15 protein-coding genes are annotated in these 14,115 nt (G+C 50.2%); 8 read left to right on the forward strand and 7 right to left on the reverse strand.

Going from position 1 to position 14,115, the window contains the following annotated elements; all coding sequences use genetic code 11:
* Window positions 1–12: 12 nt before the first annotated feature.
* Window positions 13–1,251, reverse strand: a complete 1,239-nt coding sequence (gene hutI, locus SG35_RS24630; RefSeq protein ID WP_044836083.1) for an imidazolonepropionase — start codon at window positions 1,249–1,251, stop codon at window positions 13–15.
* Between the two features lie 240 nt (window positions 1,252–1,491).
* Between hutI and hutC the strand changes: the two genes are divergently transcribed.
* The 7 genes from hutC (at window position 1,492) to SG35_RS24665 (ending at window position 9,192) form a co-directional block, all read left to right on the forward strand.
* Window positions 1,492–2,193, forward strand: coding sequence for a histidine utilization repressor (gene hutC / locus SG35_RS24635; RefSeq protein WP_084693022.1), 702 nt, complete (start codon window positions 1,492–1,494; stop codon window positions 2,191–2,193).
* 23 nt (window positions 2,194–2,216) lie between these two features.
* Window positions 2,217–3,929, forward strand: coding sequence for a urocanate hydratase (hutU, locus tag SG35_RS24640; protein ID WP_044836081.1), 1,713 nt, complete (start codon window positions 2,217–2,219; stop codon window positions 3,927–3,929).
* A 1-nt stretch (window position 3,930) separates the two neighbouring features.
* Window positions 3,931–5,481: a histidine ammonia-lyase gene (hutH, locus tag SG35_RS24645; protein WP_044836080.1), complete on the forward strand. Its 1,551-nt coding sequence runs from the start codon at window positions 3,931–3,933 to the stop codon at window positions 5,479–5,481.
* Window positions 5,482–5,765: 284 nt separating this feature from the next.
* The gene (locus tag SG35_RS24650) at window positions 5,766–6,467 is read left to right on the forward strand and encodes a helix-turn-helix domain-containing protein (RefSeq protein WP_152646836.1); all 702 of its coding nucleotides are present in this window, start codon (window positions 5,766–5,768) and stop codon (window positions 6,465–6,467) included.
* A 331-nt stretch (window positions 6,468–6,798) separates the two neighbouring features.
* The gene (locus tag SG35_RS24655; protein WP_044836078.1) at window positions 6,799–7,251 is read left to right on the forward strand and encodes an NfeD family protein; all 453 of its coding nucleotides are present in this window, start codon (window positions 6,799–6,801) and stop codon (window positions 7,249–7,251) included.
* A gap of 85 nt (window positions 7,252–7,336) precedes the next feature.
* Window positions 7,337–8,254 (forward strand): SPFH domain-containing protein, encoded by a 918-nt coding sequence (locus tag SG35_RS24660; protein ID WP_044836077.1) that lies wholly within the window; start codon window positions 7,337–7,339, stop codon window positions 8,252–8,254.
* Window positions 8,254–9,192, forward strand: a complete 939-nt coding sequence (locus SG35_RS24665; protein ID WP_044836076.1) for an SPFH domain-containing protein — start codon at window positions 8,254–8,256, stop codon at window positions 9,190–9,192. The genes SG35_RS24660 and SG35_RS24665 overlap by 1 nt, the downstream gene beginning before the upstream one ends.
* A 65-nt stretch (window positions 9,193–9,257) precedes the next feature.
* Here the strand turns inward: SG35_RS24665 and SG35_RS24670 are convergent, their stop codons facing one another.
* From SG35_RS24670 to SG35_RS24685, 4 genes are all read right to left on the reverse strand, one after another.
* Window positions 9,258–9,527, reverse strand: a complete 270-nt coding sequence (locus tag SG35_RS24670; protein WP_044836075.1) for a hypothetical protein — start codon at window positions 9,525–9,527, stop codon at window positions 9,258–9,260.
* The gene (locus SG35_RS24675) at window positions 9,517–10,368 is read right to left on the reverse strand and encodes an NAD-binding protein (protein WP_236702722.1); all 852 of its coding nucleotides are present in this window, start codon (window positions 10,366–10,368) and stop codon (window positions 9,517–9,519) included. Before SG35_RS24675 ends, SG35_RS24670 begins: the two co-directional genes overlap by 11 nt.
* Before the next feature lie 88 nt (window positions 10,369–10,456).
* Window positions 10,457–10,924 (reverse strand): nuclear transport factor 2 family protein, encoded by a 468-nt coding sequence (locus SG35_RS24680; protein ID WP_063888698.1) that lies wholly within the window; start codon window positions 10,922–10,924, stop codon window positions 10,457–10,459.
* Window positions 10,925–10,970: 46 nt separating this feature from the next.
* Window positions 10,971–11,867 (reverse strand): bifunctional GNAT family N-acetyltransferase/hotdog fold thioesterase, encoded by an 897-nt coding sequence (locus tag SG35_RS24685; RefSeq protein ID WP_044836073.1) that lies wholly within the window; start codon window positions 11,865–11,867, stop codon window positions 10,971–10,973.
* 55 nt (window positions 11,868–11,922) lie between these two features.
* Here SG35_RS24685 and SG35_RS24690 point away from each other — a divergent pair, with 55 nt between their 5' ends.
* Complete coding sequence (locus SG35_RS24690) at window positions 11,923–12,678, forward strand: class I SAM-dependent methyltransferase (RefSeq protein WP_044836072.1); 756 nt, start codon at window positions 11,923–11,925, stop codon at window positions 12,676–12,678.
* A 20-nt stretch (window positions 12,679–12,698) separates the two neighbouring features.
* On the opposite strand, the gene dtd is transcribed toward SG35_RS24690, so the two are convergent.
* Together dtd and pip are read right to left on the reverse strand one after the other, a co-directional pair.
* Complete coding sequence (gene dtd / locus SG35_RS24695) at window positions 12,699–13,136, reverse strand: D-aminoacyl-tRNA deacylase (protein WP_044836071.1); 438 nt, start codon at window positions 13,134–13,136, stop codon at window positions 12,699–12,701.
* A complete protein-coding gene (gene pip, locus SG35_RS24700; RefSeq protein WP_044836070.1) occupies window positions 13,133–14,101 on the reverse strand; it encodes a prolyl aminopeptidase in 969 nt (322 codons plus the stop codon). Before pip ends, dtd begins: the two co-directional genes overlap by 4 nt.
* Between the last annotated feature and the right edge of the window lie 14 nt (window positions 14,102–14,115).

Consider the following 14,115-nt stretch of genomic DNA (forward strand, 5'->3'; position numbering starts at 1 on the left):
AGCAGGCAAAAGCTAACCGATAACTTTAACACCAGCCCTTACCAGGGCCGTTAACGGATTAACACCAAACTGGTAACTCAGCTCTGCCGGCTGGCTGATATTCCAAAGGGCAAAGTCGGCATCATAACCAGGGGCCAGCTGACCTTTTTTATCCGCCAGCCCCAGGGCTTTGGCCCCAAAACAGGTCACCCCCGCCAAAGCTTCTGCCGGGGTTAACCTGAACAGGGTACAGGCCATGTGCAGCATCAACTGGATGGAATTTATCGGTGAAGAGCCCGGGTTGGCATCGCTGGCAATCGCCATCGCCACCTTGTGTTCACGTAAAAGCTCAATCGGGGGCAGCTGGGTTTCCCGCAGGAAGTAAAAAGCCCCCGGCAGCAATACCGCCGTCATATCGGCTTTTGCCATCGCCTTAACCCCGGCCTCGGATAAAAATTCCAGATGATCCGAAGATAACGCCTGATAATCAGCCGCCAGCTCTGTGCCCCCCAGATCCGAGAGTTGTTCGGCATGTACTTTCACCGGCAACTGGTGTTTTTTCGCACTATTGAACACCCGCCGGGTTTGCTCCAGGCTAAAACCTATGCCTTCACAAAAAACATCTACCGCATCCGCCAGCTTATCCTCGGCGATTTGCGGCATCATTTGCTCGCACACCAGCTCGATATAATCATCTGCCCTGCCCTTATATTCCACAGGCAAGGCATGGGCGCCGAGGAAAGTGCGCCTGACCGTTACCGGCAATGCCTGTGCCAGCAAACCGGCCACTTTCAGCATTTTTATTTCGTTTTCGGCGTCCAGGCCATAACCGGATTTAATTTCAACCGTAGTTACCCCCTGCTGATGCAAGGCGGTTAACCTGGGCAGGGCCGAGGAAAACAGCTCCTGCTCACTCGCTTTTCGGGTGGCGGCAACGGTGGAAACTATGCCGCCGCCGGCATTGGAAATTTCTTCATAGCTGGCCCCCTGCAGGCGCATCTCAAATTCATTGGCGCGGTTGCCGCCATAAACCAGGTGGGTATGACAATCTATCAACCCCGGGGTCAGCCATTGCCCCTGACCGTCAATAACTTCAACCTGTCTCTGGTCATATGCAGGCAGCTCAGCCTGCGCCCCAACCCAGGCAATTTTCCCCTCGCTTACCGCCAGCGCCCCCTGCTCTATAATGCCGTAACCGGCACCGCCTTCTGTCATGGTAGCCAGATTGATATTGACCCAGAGGGTTTGCCATTGTTGTGTTTTTACCGTCATAAAATTCTCCCCTGCCAGCGGTAAATCATTCCCCTGAACTATAGTAAATAAACCCGGTTTACTGCCGACAGCAAACGCTGAAGATAAGTGCCATTGCTCACCGGATTTGCAGCCCGGTTAACCTGAGCCGCCATCTGATGCCAATGTACTTGAATGCAATTAAACAAGCAAGCTTGTATATACAACTAAAATATGAGATTGTATATACAAGCTAAACTGCAAAATGAGATCTCGCACCCGATGACAACGCCGAAATTCACCATAATCAAGCAACATATTTGCGACATGATCGAATCCGGTCTGTGGTGCGAGCATTCCAAGGTGCCTTCGGAAAACGAACTGGCGGAGCAGTTTACCGTCAGCCGCATGACCGCCCGCCGGGCATTGCAGGAACTGACCGAGCAGGGGCTGCTGGTGAGATCCCAGGGAGCCGGCACTTTTGTCGCCACCTTTAAATCCCAGTCATCCCTGTTGGAAATCAAAAATATTGCCGACGAAATCCAGGTCAGGGGACATAAGCATCACGCGCAGCAAAGGCAACTTAAAGCCGTACCCGTCAATGAGGAAATGGCAATCCTGTTGGCGGTAAAACCCGATGAAACCGTGTTTTACTCCGAAGTGCTGCATTTTGAAGATGATCAGCCAATCCAGCTGGAGCAACGTTTTGTTAATGCCCGCCTGGTGCCTGACTATTTACACCAGGATTTCACGGTGATCACCCCCCATGAATACCTGTCGGTGGAAGCGCCGCTCACCGAAGCCACCCATGAAGTGGAAGCCGTGCTCGCCGACAAAGAAACCTGTGCCCTGCTCGCCATCGGGCAGACACAACCCTGTTTACAGGTAAAACGCCGCACCTGGTCCAGCCAGGGTGTCGTCAGCCTGGCCATTCTAACTTCACCGGGCAATAAATACCGCCTGGGAAGCCATTTAACTTTTTAAGATCAGAACTTGAGGAGCAGATCATGACAACAAGTAATGAGACAGAAAATAACCGCTTAGATACCAGCCGTAATATTCGCGCCGCCCGCGGCAGTGAAATCACCGCGAAAAGCTGGTTAACCGAAGCAGCCAAGCGCATGCTGATGAATAACCTCGACGCCGAAGTTGCCGAGCACCCGCAATCCCTGGTGGTTTACGGCGGTATCGGCCGCGCCGCCCGCGACTGGCAGTGCTATGACAAGATAGTAGAAACCCTGGATCGCCTGGAAGACGATGAAACCCTGATGGTACAGTCTGGCAAGCCGGTTGGCGTATTTAAAACCCATGCTGATGCTCCGCGGGTATTGATCGCCAACTCTAACCTGGTACCACACTGGGGTAACTGGGAACATTTCAACGAGCTGGATAAAAAAGGCCTGATGATGTACGGCCAGATGACTGCCGGTTCATGGATCTACATCGGCTCACAAGGTATCGTCCAGGGTACCTACGAAACCTTTGCCGCCATGGCCAAGCAGCACTTTGGCGGTAATGCCAAAGGAAAATGGGTATTAACCGGCGGCTTAGGCGGCATGGGCGGCGCTCAACCCCTGGCAGCAACTATGGCTGGTTTCTCTGCCTTAGTGGTGGAATGTGATGAAACCCGTATCGATTTTCGTTTAAACACCCGTTACGTCGATGCCAAAGCCACAGATTTAGACCAGGCATTAGCCCTGATTGATGAAGCCCATGCCAAAGGCGAAGCCATCTCGGTTGGCCTGTTAGGCAATGCTGCCGATGTTTTCCCTGAGCTGGTAAAACGCGGTATCACTCCAGACGTAGTAACCGACCAGACTTCTGCCCATGACCCGTTAAACGGTTACCTGCCTAAAGGCTGGACCATGGAATACGCCGCCGAAATGCGTCAAAAAGACGAAGCCGCCGTGGTTAAAGCCGCGAAACAGTCGATGGCTGTCCAGGTACAAGCCATGCTCGACCTGCAGGCCGCCGGCGCTGCCACTACAGATTACGGTAACAATATCCGCCAGATGGCACTGGAAGAAGGCGTAAAAAATGCCTTTGATTTCCCGGGCTTTGTGCCTGCCTATATCCGCCCGCTGTTCTGTGAAGGCGTAGGGCCTTTCCGCTGGGTTGCCTTATCCGGCGATCCGGAAGATATCTACAAAACCGATGCCAAAGTAAAAGAATTGATCCCGGACAATCCTCAGCTGCACAACTGGCTGGATATGGCCAAAGAGCGCATCGAATTCCAGGGCTTACCGGCACGTATTTGCTGGGTCGGCTTAAAAGATCGCGCCCGCCTGGCACTGGCCTTTAATGAAATGGTCAGAAACGGCGAATTATCGGCGCCGGTAGTGATCGGTCGCGACCACCTCGATTCTGGCTCGGTTGCCTCTCCTAACCGTGAAACCGAAAGCATGATGGACGGCTCGGATGCAGTTTCTGACTGGCCGCTGCTGAACGCCTTATTGTCCACTTCAGGCGGTGCTACCTGGGTCAGCCTGCACCATGGTGGCGGCGTCGGTATGGGCTTTAGCCAACATGCCGGTGTGGTCATTGTTGCCGACGGCACAGAAGCCGCCGATAAACGCCTTGGCCGGGTACTGTGGAACGATCCGGCAACCGGCGTGATGCGCCATGCCGATGCCGGTTACGATATTGCCGTTAACTGCGCCAAGGAGCAGGGACTGGATCTGCCGATGATCGACGGCGCCAACGGTAAAAAAGGAGCCTAAGATGACTGAACAAGTACTTAACGAACTTAATATTATCCCGGGCCAGCTGACTTTGGCCCAGCTTCGTGCCGTTAACAGTTATGACGGCATCCAATACTCTTTGGATGAAAGCGCCTTTGACGCCATCAACAAAAGCGCGGAAGCGGTACAGCAAGTGATCCGCGACGGCAAAGTGGTTTACGGTATCAATACCGGTTTTGGTCTTTTGGCCAGCACCCGCATCAAAGAGGAAGAGCTGGAATTATTACAGCGCTCTATCGTGCTTTCCCATTCCGCCGGTTTTGGCGAATATATGGAAGATGCCACGGTACGTTTGATGATGGTGTTGAAAATCAACTCCCTCGCCCGCGGTTTCTCCGGTATCCGTTTATCCGTGATCCAGGCATTAATCCAGCTGCTTAATGCCGAAGTCTACCCCTGCGTACCGAAAAAAGGTTCGGTCGGGGCATCGGGTGATTTGGCGCCTTTATCCCATATGGTACTGCCGCTATTGGGTGAAGGTGAAATGTCTTATCAGGACGAAGTGATCCCCGCCAAAGAAGGTTTACGCATTGCCGGACTTGAGCCGATCACCCTGGCCGCCAAAGAAGGCCTGGCGCTATTAAACGGCACCCAGGCTTCCACCGCTTTTGCTTTAGAAGGTTTATTTTTAGCAGAAGATCTTTATGCCGCAGGCACCACTATCGGCGCGATGTCGGTAGAAGCTGCCATGGGCAGCCGGGCGCCATTTGACGATCGCGTACACCAGATCCGCGGACAACAAGGTCAAATCGATGCCGCCCGCGCTTACCGTGAAATGCTCGGCGACAGCTCTGAAATCGGTCAGTCCCATTTCGAATGTGAAAAAGTACAGGATCCTTATTCCCTGCGCTGCCAGCCCCAGGTGATGGGTGCCTGTTTAACACAAATCCGCCAGGCCGCCGAAGTCTTGCATGTCGAAGCCAACGGCGTGACCGATAACCCGTTAGTGTTCGCCAATGAAGGTGACTTTATTTCTGCCGGTAACTTCCACGCAGAGCCGGTTGCCATGGCAGCAGATAACCTGGCACTGGCCATTGCCGAAATCGGCTCGTTATCCGAGCGCCGCATGGCCTTATTGATCGATGCCAACCTGAGTAAACTACCGCCATTTTTAGTAGAAAACGGCGGGGTAAACTCCGGCTTTATGATCGCCCAGGTCACCTCGGCGGCACTGGCGTCGGAAAACAAAACCCTGGCCCACCCGGCCTCGGTTGACAGCCTGCCGACTTCCGCCAACCAGGAAGACCATGTTTCCATGGCCGCCTTTGCCGGACGTCGTCTGGCAGACATGGCAGAAAATACCAATGGCGTACTGGCGGTAGAATTACTCGCGGCGGCACAAGGCCTTGATTTCAGGGCGCCGCTTAAAGGTTCAACCAAGGTAGAAATTGCCAAAGGCCTGCTGCGCACCCATGTCGCCTACTACGACAAAGATCGCTATTTTGCTCCGGATATTGTCGAAGCCTCAGGTATTATCGGTGACGGCCAGTTTAATCAGCTGATGCCGGAAAACCTGTTGCCGAGTTTTTAAGCTTTTTTACAGCATAAGCACTTGCTATTGCCAAAATTGAGCTATAGTTAACAGGTACTAACTAAAAGCTGGTTGACGTTTTATACGTTGGCTGGCTTTTTTAATGCTCCTCTTCCCAGCTCTCCTTCATTGCTCAGTCGATTTTCTGATATCCCTACAGCCCTTGTTTTTACTGGCATGTCATAACGGTGACGTTATAATGACGTAAGGGATTGCTCGTCTTTTTTTAACCGCTTTGGCATCTTTGGTCCCGAAACAGCAAATCACTTTTTTGGAGTTTACCCTTGCAACAACGTCCGATGAACTTATCCCCCGAGCGCATAAAATATCTGCGTCACGACAACGGCTGGTCACAGGAATTGCTGGCCAAGGCATCCGGCTTAAGCCTGCGCACCATTCAACGGGCGGAAAAAGAAGGCAACAGCTCACTGGAAACCCAGCAGGCCATTGCGGCGGCACTCAATGTTAAACAGGAAGAGTTATTTGCGGTTTCACCAACCCCGAATGTCAATTGGAAAAGGACAAATATGATGCAAAGTTTTATTGCCCTGCTGGTGGTCGCCGGCGCGATTTTAATGTTATTTCTACTGGGAGGAGAGCTGAAACACTTCAGCGATTTCTATGGCGGCTTATTTTTGGCCCTCTTTATGTATGCCTGCACTGCGGTTGCTTTTGGCCCACATGGCTTGATGAAATCTATTCGCGGATTAAGATATTTATTTGCCAGTGAAATCAGCCCCAGTCCCGCCAGTGACTACTTATCGCTGATATTTAAAAAACAAATCACCTTTCTTTACGGCGGCGCCCTTATTGGTTTACTGACAGGCTCGGTTGCCATCCACAGCCATCATGGCGCGCTGGATAGCGATACCAGCCTGCATACCGCTTATGCCGTTAACCTGCTGATACTCTTATACGGTGCCATTATTGCCGAAGCCATCTTCCGGCCATTGGCCATTAAGCTGGAAAGCCGTGAACTAAAGTAACAGCCGAGTATTTCCCCCTCTCCCGGATATGCATTTTCAGTAACAAGTTTGACATAATATGTCAGACTTGTTACCTTCTATTTACACTTGTTGTTATACCAATTGCATTAAGTAGATGACCCAAATTCGGTAAGGATAAATTTTCAAGAACAGGGCGTTTGATTGAGCAATAGCAAGCTATTGTGATTGAAAACAACGCAGGACTTGGAGATTTAGACCATCGAAAATGGTTAGATATTTAATAAAATTGGTATTATCAAGTCGTAGAGCCTTTATACCCTTGCAACTTAACTCGCGTTAATTAACCTAAATAAACAATAAGGAGTTAACCATGGAGTTGATACTTTCATTTCAAGCCTGGCTGATACTGGCCCTGATCCTCACCTGCGCCGAATTTGTCGTACCGGGGGGTATCTTATTCAACTTGGGCCTGGCCTCATTGATCGTGGCTTTAGGCGTAAAATTTCAATTACTCGACACCTGGCCACTGACCCTGACCGCCTGGTTTATCATTGCCTCCGTGCTGCTGTTTGTGATGTATTTTGTCACCGAGCGTTTTTTTAGTGACACCAAGCGCATAGATAACACCTTTGAGGAAGTAGACAGTTACGGCAAGGAAGTCACGGTCGTTGAAAAAATCGGCCCCGGCAATCACCCGGGACGGGTCGAATTTCAGGGCACCACCTGGAAAGCATTAAGCGACGGCTCTGAAATCGCCGCCGGCAGCCGGGTGACTATCGTCTGCAAAGACAATATTTCACTGATCGTCGAATCCCCCAAATAGCTGGCGCCATAAACAGCTCAACCCATAACAATAATCTGACACCAACTCTGACACCAAAGGACTCAAGGTCCACAGGAGACAAACTATGCTAGCAAGCTTTACCTTTATTTTTCTCGGCCTGCTTTTTATCCTGCTGAAATTAGTGCTGATCGTGCCGATGCGCGAAGTCTGCGTGATTGAACGTTTAGGCAAGTTTCGCGCGGTATTGCAGCCGGGATTACATTTTCTTATTCCCTTTATCGACCGGGTCGCCTACCGCCATGAAATCCGCGAGCAGGTATTGGATATTCCGGCACAAAGCTGTATCTCCCGCGATAACATTCAAATCGATGTCGACGGCCTGGTTTATATCCAGGTCATGGACGGCGCCAAAGCCAGTTACGGTATCGAAGACTACCGCCGGGCGAGTATTAACCTGGCACAAACCACCATGCGCTCGGAAGTGGGTAAATTAAAGTTAAGCCAGACCTTTTCCGAGCGCGATACCCTAAATGAAACCATAGTGCGGGAAATAGATAAGGCCTCGGACCCCTGGGGCATTAAGGTCTTAAGATATGAAGTGAAAAACATTACCCCGTCAGAAAATGTCATCCATACCCTGGAAAAACAAATGGAAGCAGAACGGCAAAAACGCGCGGAAATCACCCTGGCGCAAGCGGAGAAAGAGTCCACCATCAACCTGTCGGAAGGAGAGCGCCAGGAGGCCATTAATTTATCCGAAGGGGATAAACAAAAGCAAATCAATGAAGCCAACGGCCGGGCCAAAGAAATCGGCATACTGGCAGAAGCAACCGCCCAGGGGATCCATATGATAGCCGCAGCGGCAGAACAACCGGGAGGAGATCAGGCGATAAAAATGCGCCTGATGGAGCAATTTATCCAGCAAGCCGGCGCTATTCTCAACACCGCCGATGTTTCCGTGGTACCCGCCGAGTTGGCCAAGGTTGAAGGCTTTTTTGCCGGCGTGGGTGAAGTAACCAATACAATGCAGGGGACAAAATAATGGATCTGAGCAATATCAACAACATGGAACTGATTATTTTAGCCATCTGGGGGGCGCTGTTTTTATACCTGGCGGTAAAGTTTTTCCAGGCCATTTGCCTGGTACCGACCCAGTCCGCCTATATTGTCGAGCGCCTGGGAAAATACCGCTGCACCCTGGAGGCGGGCTTTCACCTGTTACTGCCCTTTATCGATAAGGTCGCTTTTATCCAGGACTTAAAGGAAGAAACCATAGATGTACCGCCGCAGGAATGTTTTTCCAAGGATGAAGTCAATGTCGAGGTTGACGGTGTCATTTATATCCAGGTGGTGGACTCGGTCAAAGCCAGCTACGGCATTACCGATTATCGCTTTGCCGCCATGCAGCTGGCGCAAACCACCACAAGATCTGTGATCGGCACCCTGGACCTTGACCGTACCTTTGAAGAGCGGGATATCATCAGCGCCAAGGTGGTGGAGGTACTGGACAAGGCCGGTGAAAGCTGGGGCATCCGGGTACACAGGTACGAGATCAAAAACATCACCCCACCGCTGACGGTAAAAAATGCCATGGAATTGCAGGTCAATGCCGAACGCGAGCGTAAGGCAATATTGGCCAAAAGCCTGGGAGATAAGGCCAGCCGCATTAACCGCTCAGAGGGTTTAAAAACGGAAATGATCAACATTTCCGAAGGTGAAATGCAAAGACGCATCAACTCTGCCGAGGGTAAAGCCGAAGAAATCCTGGCAATCGCCCGCGCCACCGGGGATTCCATTGCCAAGGTCGCCAACGCCATCAGCCAGCCGGGCGGCAAGCAGGCGCTGGAAATGCAGTTAAGCGAGCAATACCTGCAGCAGATGAAAGGCTTAAGCCAGGAAAGCCGCAAAGTGATCTTGCCCGCCAACCTGCTTGACTTTAACCAGTGGCTGGGCACCTTAGGCATCAAAACGAAAGGCTGACACCAAAGGCCTTAGTACATCGATTCCCGCCGGGTGAAAATGACAGGCGGGAAATTCCCTTTACACTATCGAAGCTTAGCAGGCTTCCTTGTTTTATTAAAAGCAGGTAGCCGCTGCTGCAGCTTCACCAGGGCCAGGTAGAGAGCAAAAGTCAGCAAGACAATAAACAAGTGGGTGAAAATGGTTTGGTAACGGCTGTTTTCCTGCCATAAGATCACCAGGCCCCGGTTATTGATAAACATCAGATCCAACAGGGTAATATGCCCCCAGATCACCAGCACAAATAACACGGCTTTCTTTTTCATGGTATTCATTTTCACGGTATTAGTTTTCACTATTCTTCATCCACAATACTAAATCGTCATATCGATATTGATAAGACAACTCACGCCGCCCTTTATCCCCGTTTATTACTTTGCCGGTTATTCCCCTATCCTGCTCGTTAAAAACCGGCTCAGGCAAAGCTAAGGCAAGGGCCGCTTGTTGATAAAACTGCTGCCGGCTTACCCGGGTATTGGCGACACCGTTAAAAATCCCCTGTGCCTGCTTTTGCTTTAACAGGCAGCTAATTAACCCCAGGGCATCGGTTTGGTGGATCAAATTCACCGCCGCATCCGGGTTGGCAAGATCTTTTTTGCCGGCCAGAAAGCGCCCCGGATGCCTGGCGGGACCAATTAGGCCGCTCAGGCGTATTACCGCAGATAAACCGTTAAAATTAAGCACACTTTGCTCCGCCTGCGCCACAATTGCCACTTTATTTGCGCTGATATCAAGCTCGGTTTGTTCAAAAACTTCCCCTTCAAGACCGTTATAAACCGAGCTGGTGCTGAGCAGGATAATTTTTTCCACATCATTTTTTTCTGCCACCGCCACCAGCTGGGCAATCTTTTCAGGATAATCGACCCGGCCTTTTTTCAGCTGCGGCGTAATACAGATCACCAGTTGCCGGCAGGAGAAAATATCATGTTCTCTCAGTAATGAAGGCACCTGCGGCAATTGCAATACCCGGCTATTGATGCCCGCCTGATTAAGCTCAGCGGCTTTTTCCTCCCGGGTAGTCGTTGCCATCACCGGGATATTTTCTTTCATCAACTGCGTGGCCAGGGCCATGCCCAACCAGCCGCAACCTATGATCCCTACGCTGTTAGCCGTGTTATCACCTGCTAGTCCTGACAAGAAGCCTCCATTAATTGAATAGTTAATTTTACCAAAATACTGGCCGGCCAGTATATCAGAACATGGCCGGATAATGGCAGCAGAGCAATCATAAACCTTTGGCTTGCGACAAGCTCTTTATCTGTTTGACAACTTTTTTGGCAATGGCATTGGGTACCGGAATGGATAAATTGTATTGGGCAATGTTCCAGCCCCCTTGCGTTTTTACCAGCACACCGCTGCCCCGGCATAATCCATAATGTTCATTACTGAGCAGTTCATCAAAAAAAGCCATGTTATCGCCGCTTTGGCTTATATTTCGCTGTTGCGGCCGGTATAACCAGCCTTTGCCCTTGCTAAAGTACGGTTCTACAAACTCGCTAAAAGCCTGCTTTTCCCAGCGCTCGCTGGCATCTGTGCCCAGAAAAACGGCATCTTTTGTCATTAATCCCAGATAGGTTTGCATATCGGCATCAGCCGCTGCCTGATGGAAATTATCTAACACCCGGGCAACATCCTCATTGGCATGGCTTAAATTTACGGTGAAAAAAGTAACCAGCAAAAATAAAATTTTCATCTCCAATATTTCCTTTTGTTGAACATAAGCTGAGTTTACGTTGAGCTTAAATCGATTTAGGCAAGACCACATAACTGCCGGTGAAGCTGGCGGCGGCTTTATCGCCACTGGCAACCCTGACTTCAACTTGAAAGCGGGCACGTTTGCCCTGACGCAAGGGGGATACTTCCCCGGATGCCATTTGCGTTGAGGTTTTCGCATATGCCGGCCCTTTTATCGGCGCCAGGTAACGGATATTGCCCTCAGCCAGCACTATATCCCCGTCAAGTCCCTGCTCATGTAACTGCATATAGACGTAACCCCATCCCGTTAAGGTCGCCAGGGTATAGATGCTGCCGGCGAACATGGTATGGTGCAAGTTCTTGTTAAAATCGGGGTCGCAATGCGTGATCATTTCCCGGCCGTCATAGAAACACACCCGGATATCCATCGCCCGGCTCATGGGGATCGTTTGATGCCAGGTACTTTGCAATTCATCTGCTAAAGACACTTGATGGCCACCATGCGCTTCCAGGCTTTTAACCATTTTATCATGCCTGATGGTATCAAAAAGCCAGTGAGAAAAACCCAGGTTTTGGTATCCCAGCCGGGTATAGAAAGGCACGGCATTTTCCCTGGCATTAAGGCTTATTTCTGTGATCCCCAATTTACGCGCTTCCTGCTCCAGTTCCTGGATAATTTGCTTGCCCAGCCCTTTTCCCTGCTGGCCCTCTGCCACTGCCATAAAGCGGATCTCAGCGCTAAATTGCCCGCTTCTATGCAGCCGCCCGACGGCAACCACATTACCATCTTCGTCAAGACACATACGGTGAATCGCCTGCTGCTCAAATTCATCTTTTTCACTGCCCTGCTCTTGCTGCCAGGGTTTTCTCAACATTTGCCAGCGCAAAAAATAATAAGCCTGAAACTCTTCTTCACTTTGTGGTGTAGTACACACTTTCATTGTCTATGCTTTATCCTATCTGTTGTTATCAGCTTGTTATTATTCATTCTTTTTTATGCGGCTTCCGATTCAGTTTCAGCAAAAAAAATTACTCTACTTCAATCAGGAGCGGGAGGTCATTGCTGTTTATGAAAATGCTTATTACCGCTGGATAACCTGCTCCCGGGTATTGCAAAGCCTGATGCTGAAAAGCCGCCCCTGGCAATTAACCTTGCCCCATCATAATGCCTTACTGCTACCCTTGCTATTTTTTCGGCCAAAACAGGTAATAGAACTGGGGCTCGGCGGCGGTAACCTTTCGCGTTTTATGAAAAAAATAGCACTGGCTATCGATTGGCTCACTATTGAATACGAGCAAAACGTTATTGACTGTTTCCGGCGTTATTTCAATCCATTATCTCAAGAAAACCAGATTATTCATGCCGATATCAATCACTGGTTCAAACATCACAACTCAGGCGAACATAGCTGGATTATTTATGATATTTATCAGCCGCCGAAAGTATCCACCAATCCCCCGGATACTTTACTGCAATTACTGCTAAAAACACTCACTCCGGACAGCTGCTTTTCCATTAACCTGCCCGAGCCTTCGGCTCCCGAACTCACCTTGCTGCTGAAACAATTAAAGCGCCGGCAAAGCAGTCACCGGCTGTATTATTTCACGGTTGCCCGCTATCGCAATGTCATTATCCAGCTGCTGCCCAAGTCCTGGCAGCTAAACGGGACAGGATATCTCGCCGAAAGTTATTTACCGCCCAAGCTTATCCCGCCCTGGCTAAAGTGCTGGCAAGCGGGGCAAGAGGAATAATTTCAGGGGGATAGGTGTTATCAGATAGTCAGGTTAATGGTCACCGGGCCGTCATTAACCAGCGAAACTTTCATATCTGCGCCAAAAATGCCGGTGGGCACGGTAAAGTCCAACTCTCTTAATTGCCCGCAAAAATATTGATAAAGGCTTTCACTGAGCTCGGGAGCGGCAGCCGAAGTAAAGCTTGGACGCATACCGCGGCTGGTGTCCGCAGCCAGGGTAAACTGGGAAACGACTAAGATATCGCCGTTCACCTGCTTAACATTCAGGTTCATCTTACCCTGTTCATCTTCAAAAATCCGGTATCCGGCCACCCTTTGTGCCAGGCGCTTGGCTTTGGCTTCATTATCTCCCGGTTCAATGGCAAGCAATACCAGTAATCCCTGATTGATTTCGCCGACAATTTTATTTTCAACGCTGACACTGGCTTCACTAACTCTTTGCAATAAGGCGATCATGACTCTTTTTCTGTTAAAAAATTTGCCATAGTATCGGTGGCTTTGCAAAAAGCATCAATAGTTTGTGTTTCAAATCCGCTATGTCCGGCGCAGGGCAATATTTGTAATTGCGCATTTCGCCACTGCTGACAGAGCTGATCGGCAATATGCAGCTGGCACACCATATCATAACGGCCGTGTAACAAGATCGCCGGTATATCCTGAATTTGACTGATATTGTCGAGAATATAATTCTCATCCATAAAACATTGCCGGGTAAAATAAAAACTGGAAATCACCGCCATGCATAACGCCTGGTGAGTATCTTCCACCTGGGCCATGCCGATATGGGCATGCTCTATGGTGGATAAACGCAACTCCCACAGGTACCAGGCTTTACTGGCGGCAATAACGGCCACTTCATTTTCCGAGGATAACAGCTGGTGATAACCGCCAAGCACATCCGAGTTATATTTCCCCCCGAGATGGCCGGCAAATTCACGGTAATATTCGGGATAGAAACAGGAAGCGCCGCCGGGTTTATACAACCAGTCGCATTCTGCTGTTGAGGCCAGAAAAACGCCTCTCAGGATAAATCCCAACACCCGGGCGGGATAACGGATACCGTAAGCTAATGCCAGAGTTGTGCCCCAGGAGCCGCCGGTCACCAGCCATTGTTTAATGCCCAGGTGTTCCCGGATAAGTTCGATATCCTCAATCAGGTGATCCAGGGTGTTATTTTCTATACTGGGGGAGGGTTTTGAACGCCCGCAACCACGCTGATCAAACAAAATAATACGATACAGTTGCGGATCAAAATAACGCCTGTGGTTTTCACTGGAGCCGCCCCCCGGCCCGCCATGAAAGTACACCACAGGAATGCCTTTTTCATTACCCGATTGCTCCAGGTAGATCTGGTGTCCGTCCCCGACATCAAGCCACTGCTGAGAAGTCACAGATATTTTGGGATATAAGGTGCGCGACATAAACTTTTCCTTCC

The sequence above is a fragment of the Thalassomonas actiniarum genome, assembly GCF_000948975.2.
GTDB classification, from domain to species: Bacteria; Pseudomonadota; Gammaproteobacteria; order Enterobacterales; family Alteromonadaceae; genus Thalassomonas; species Thalassomonas actiniarum.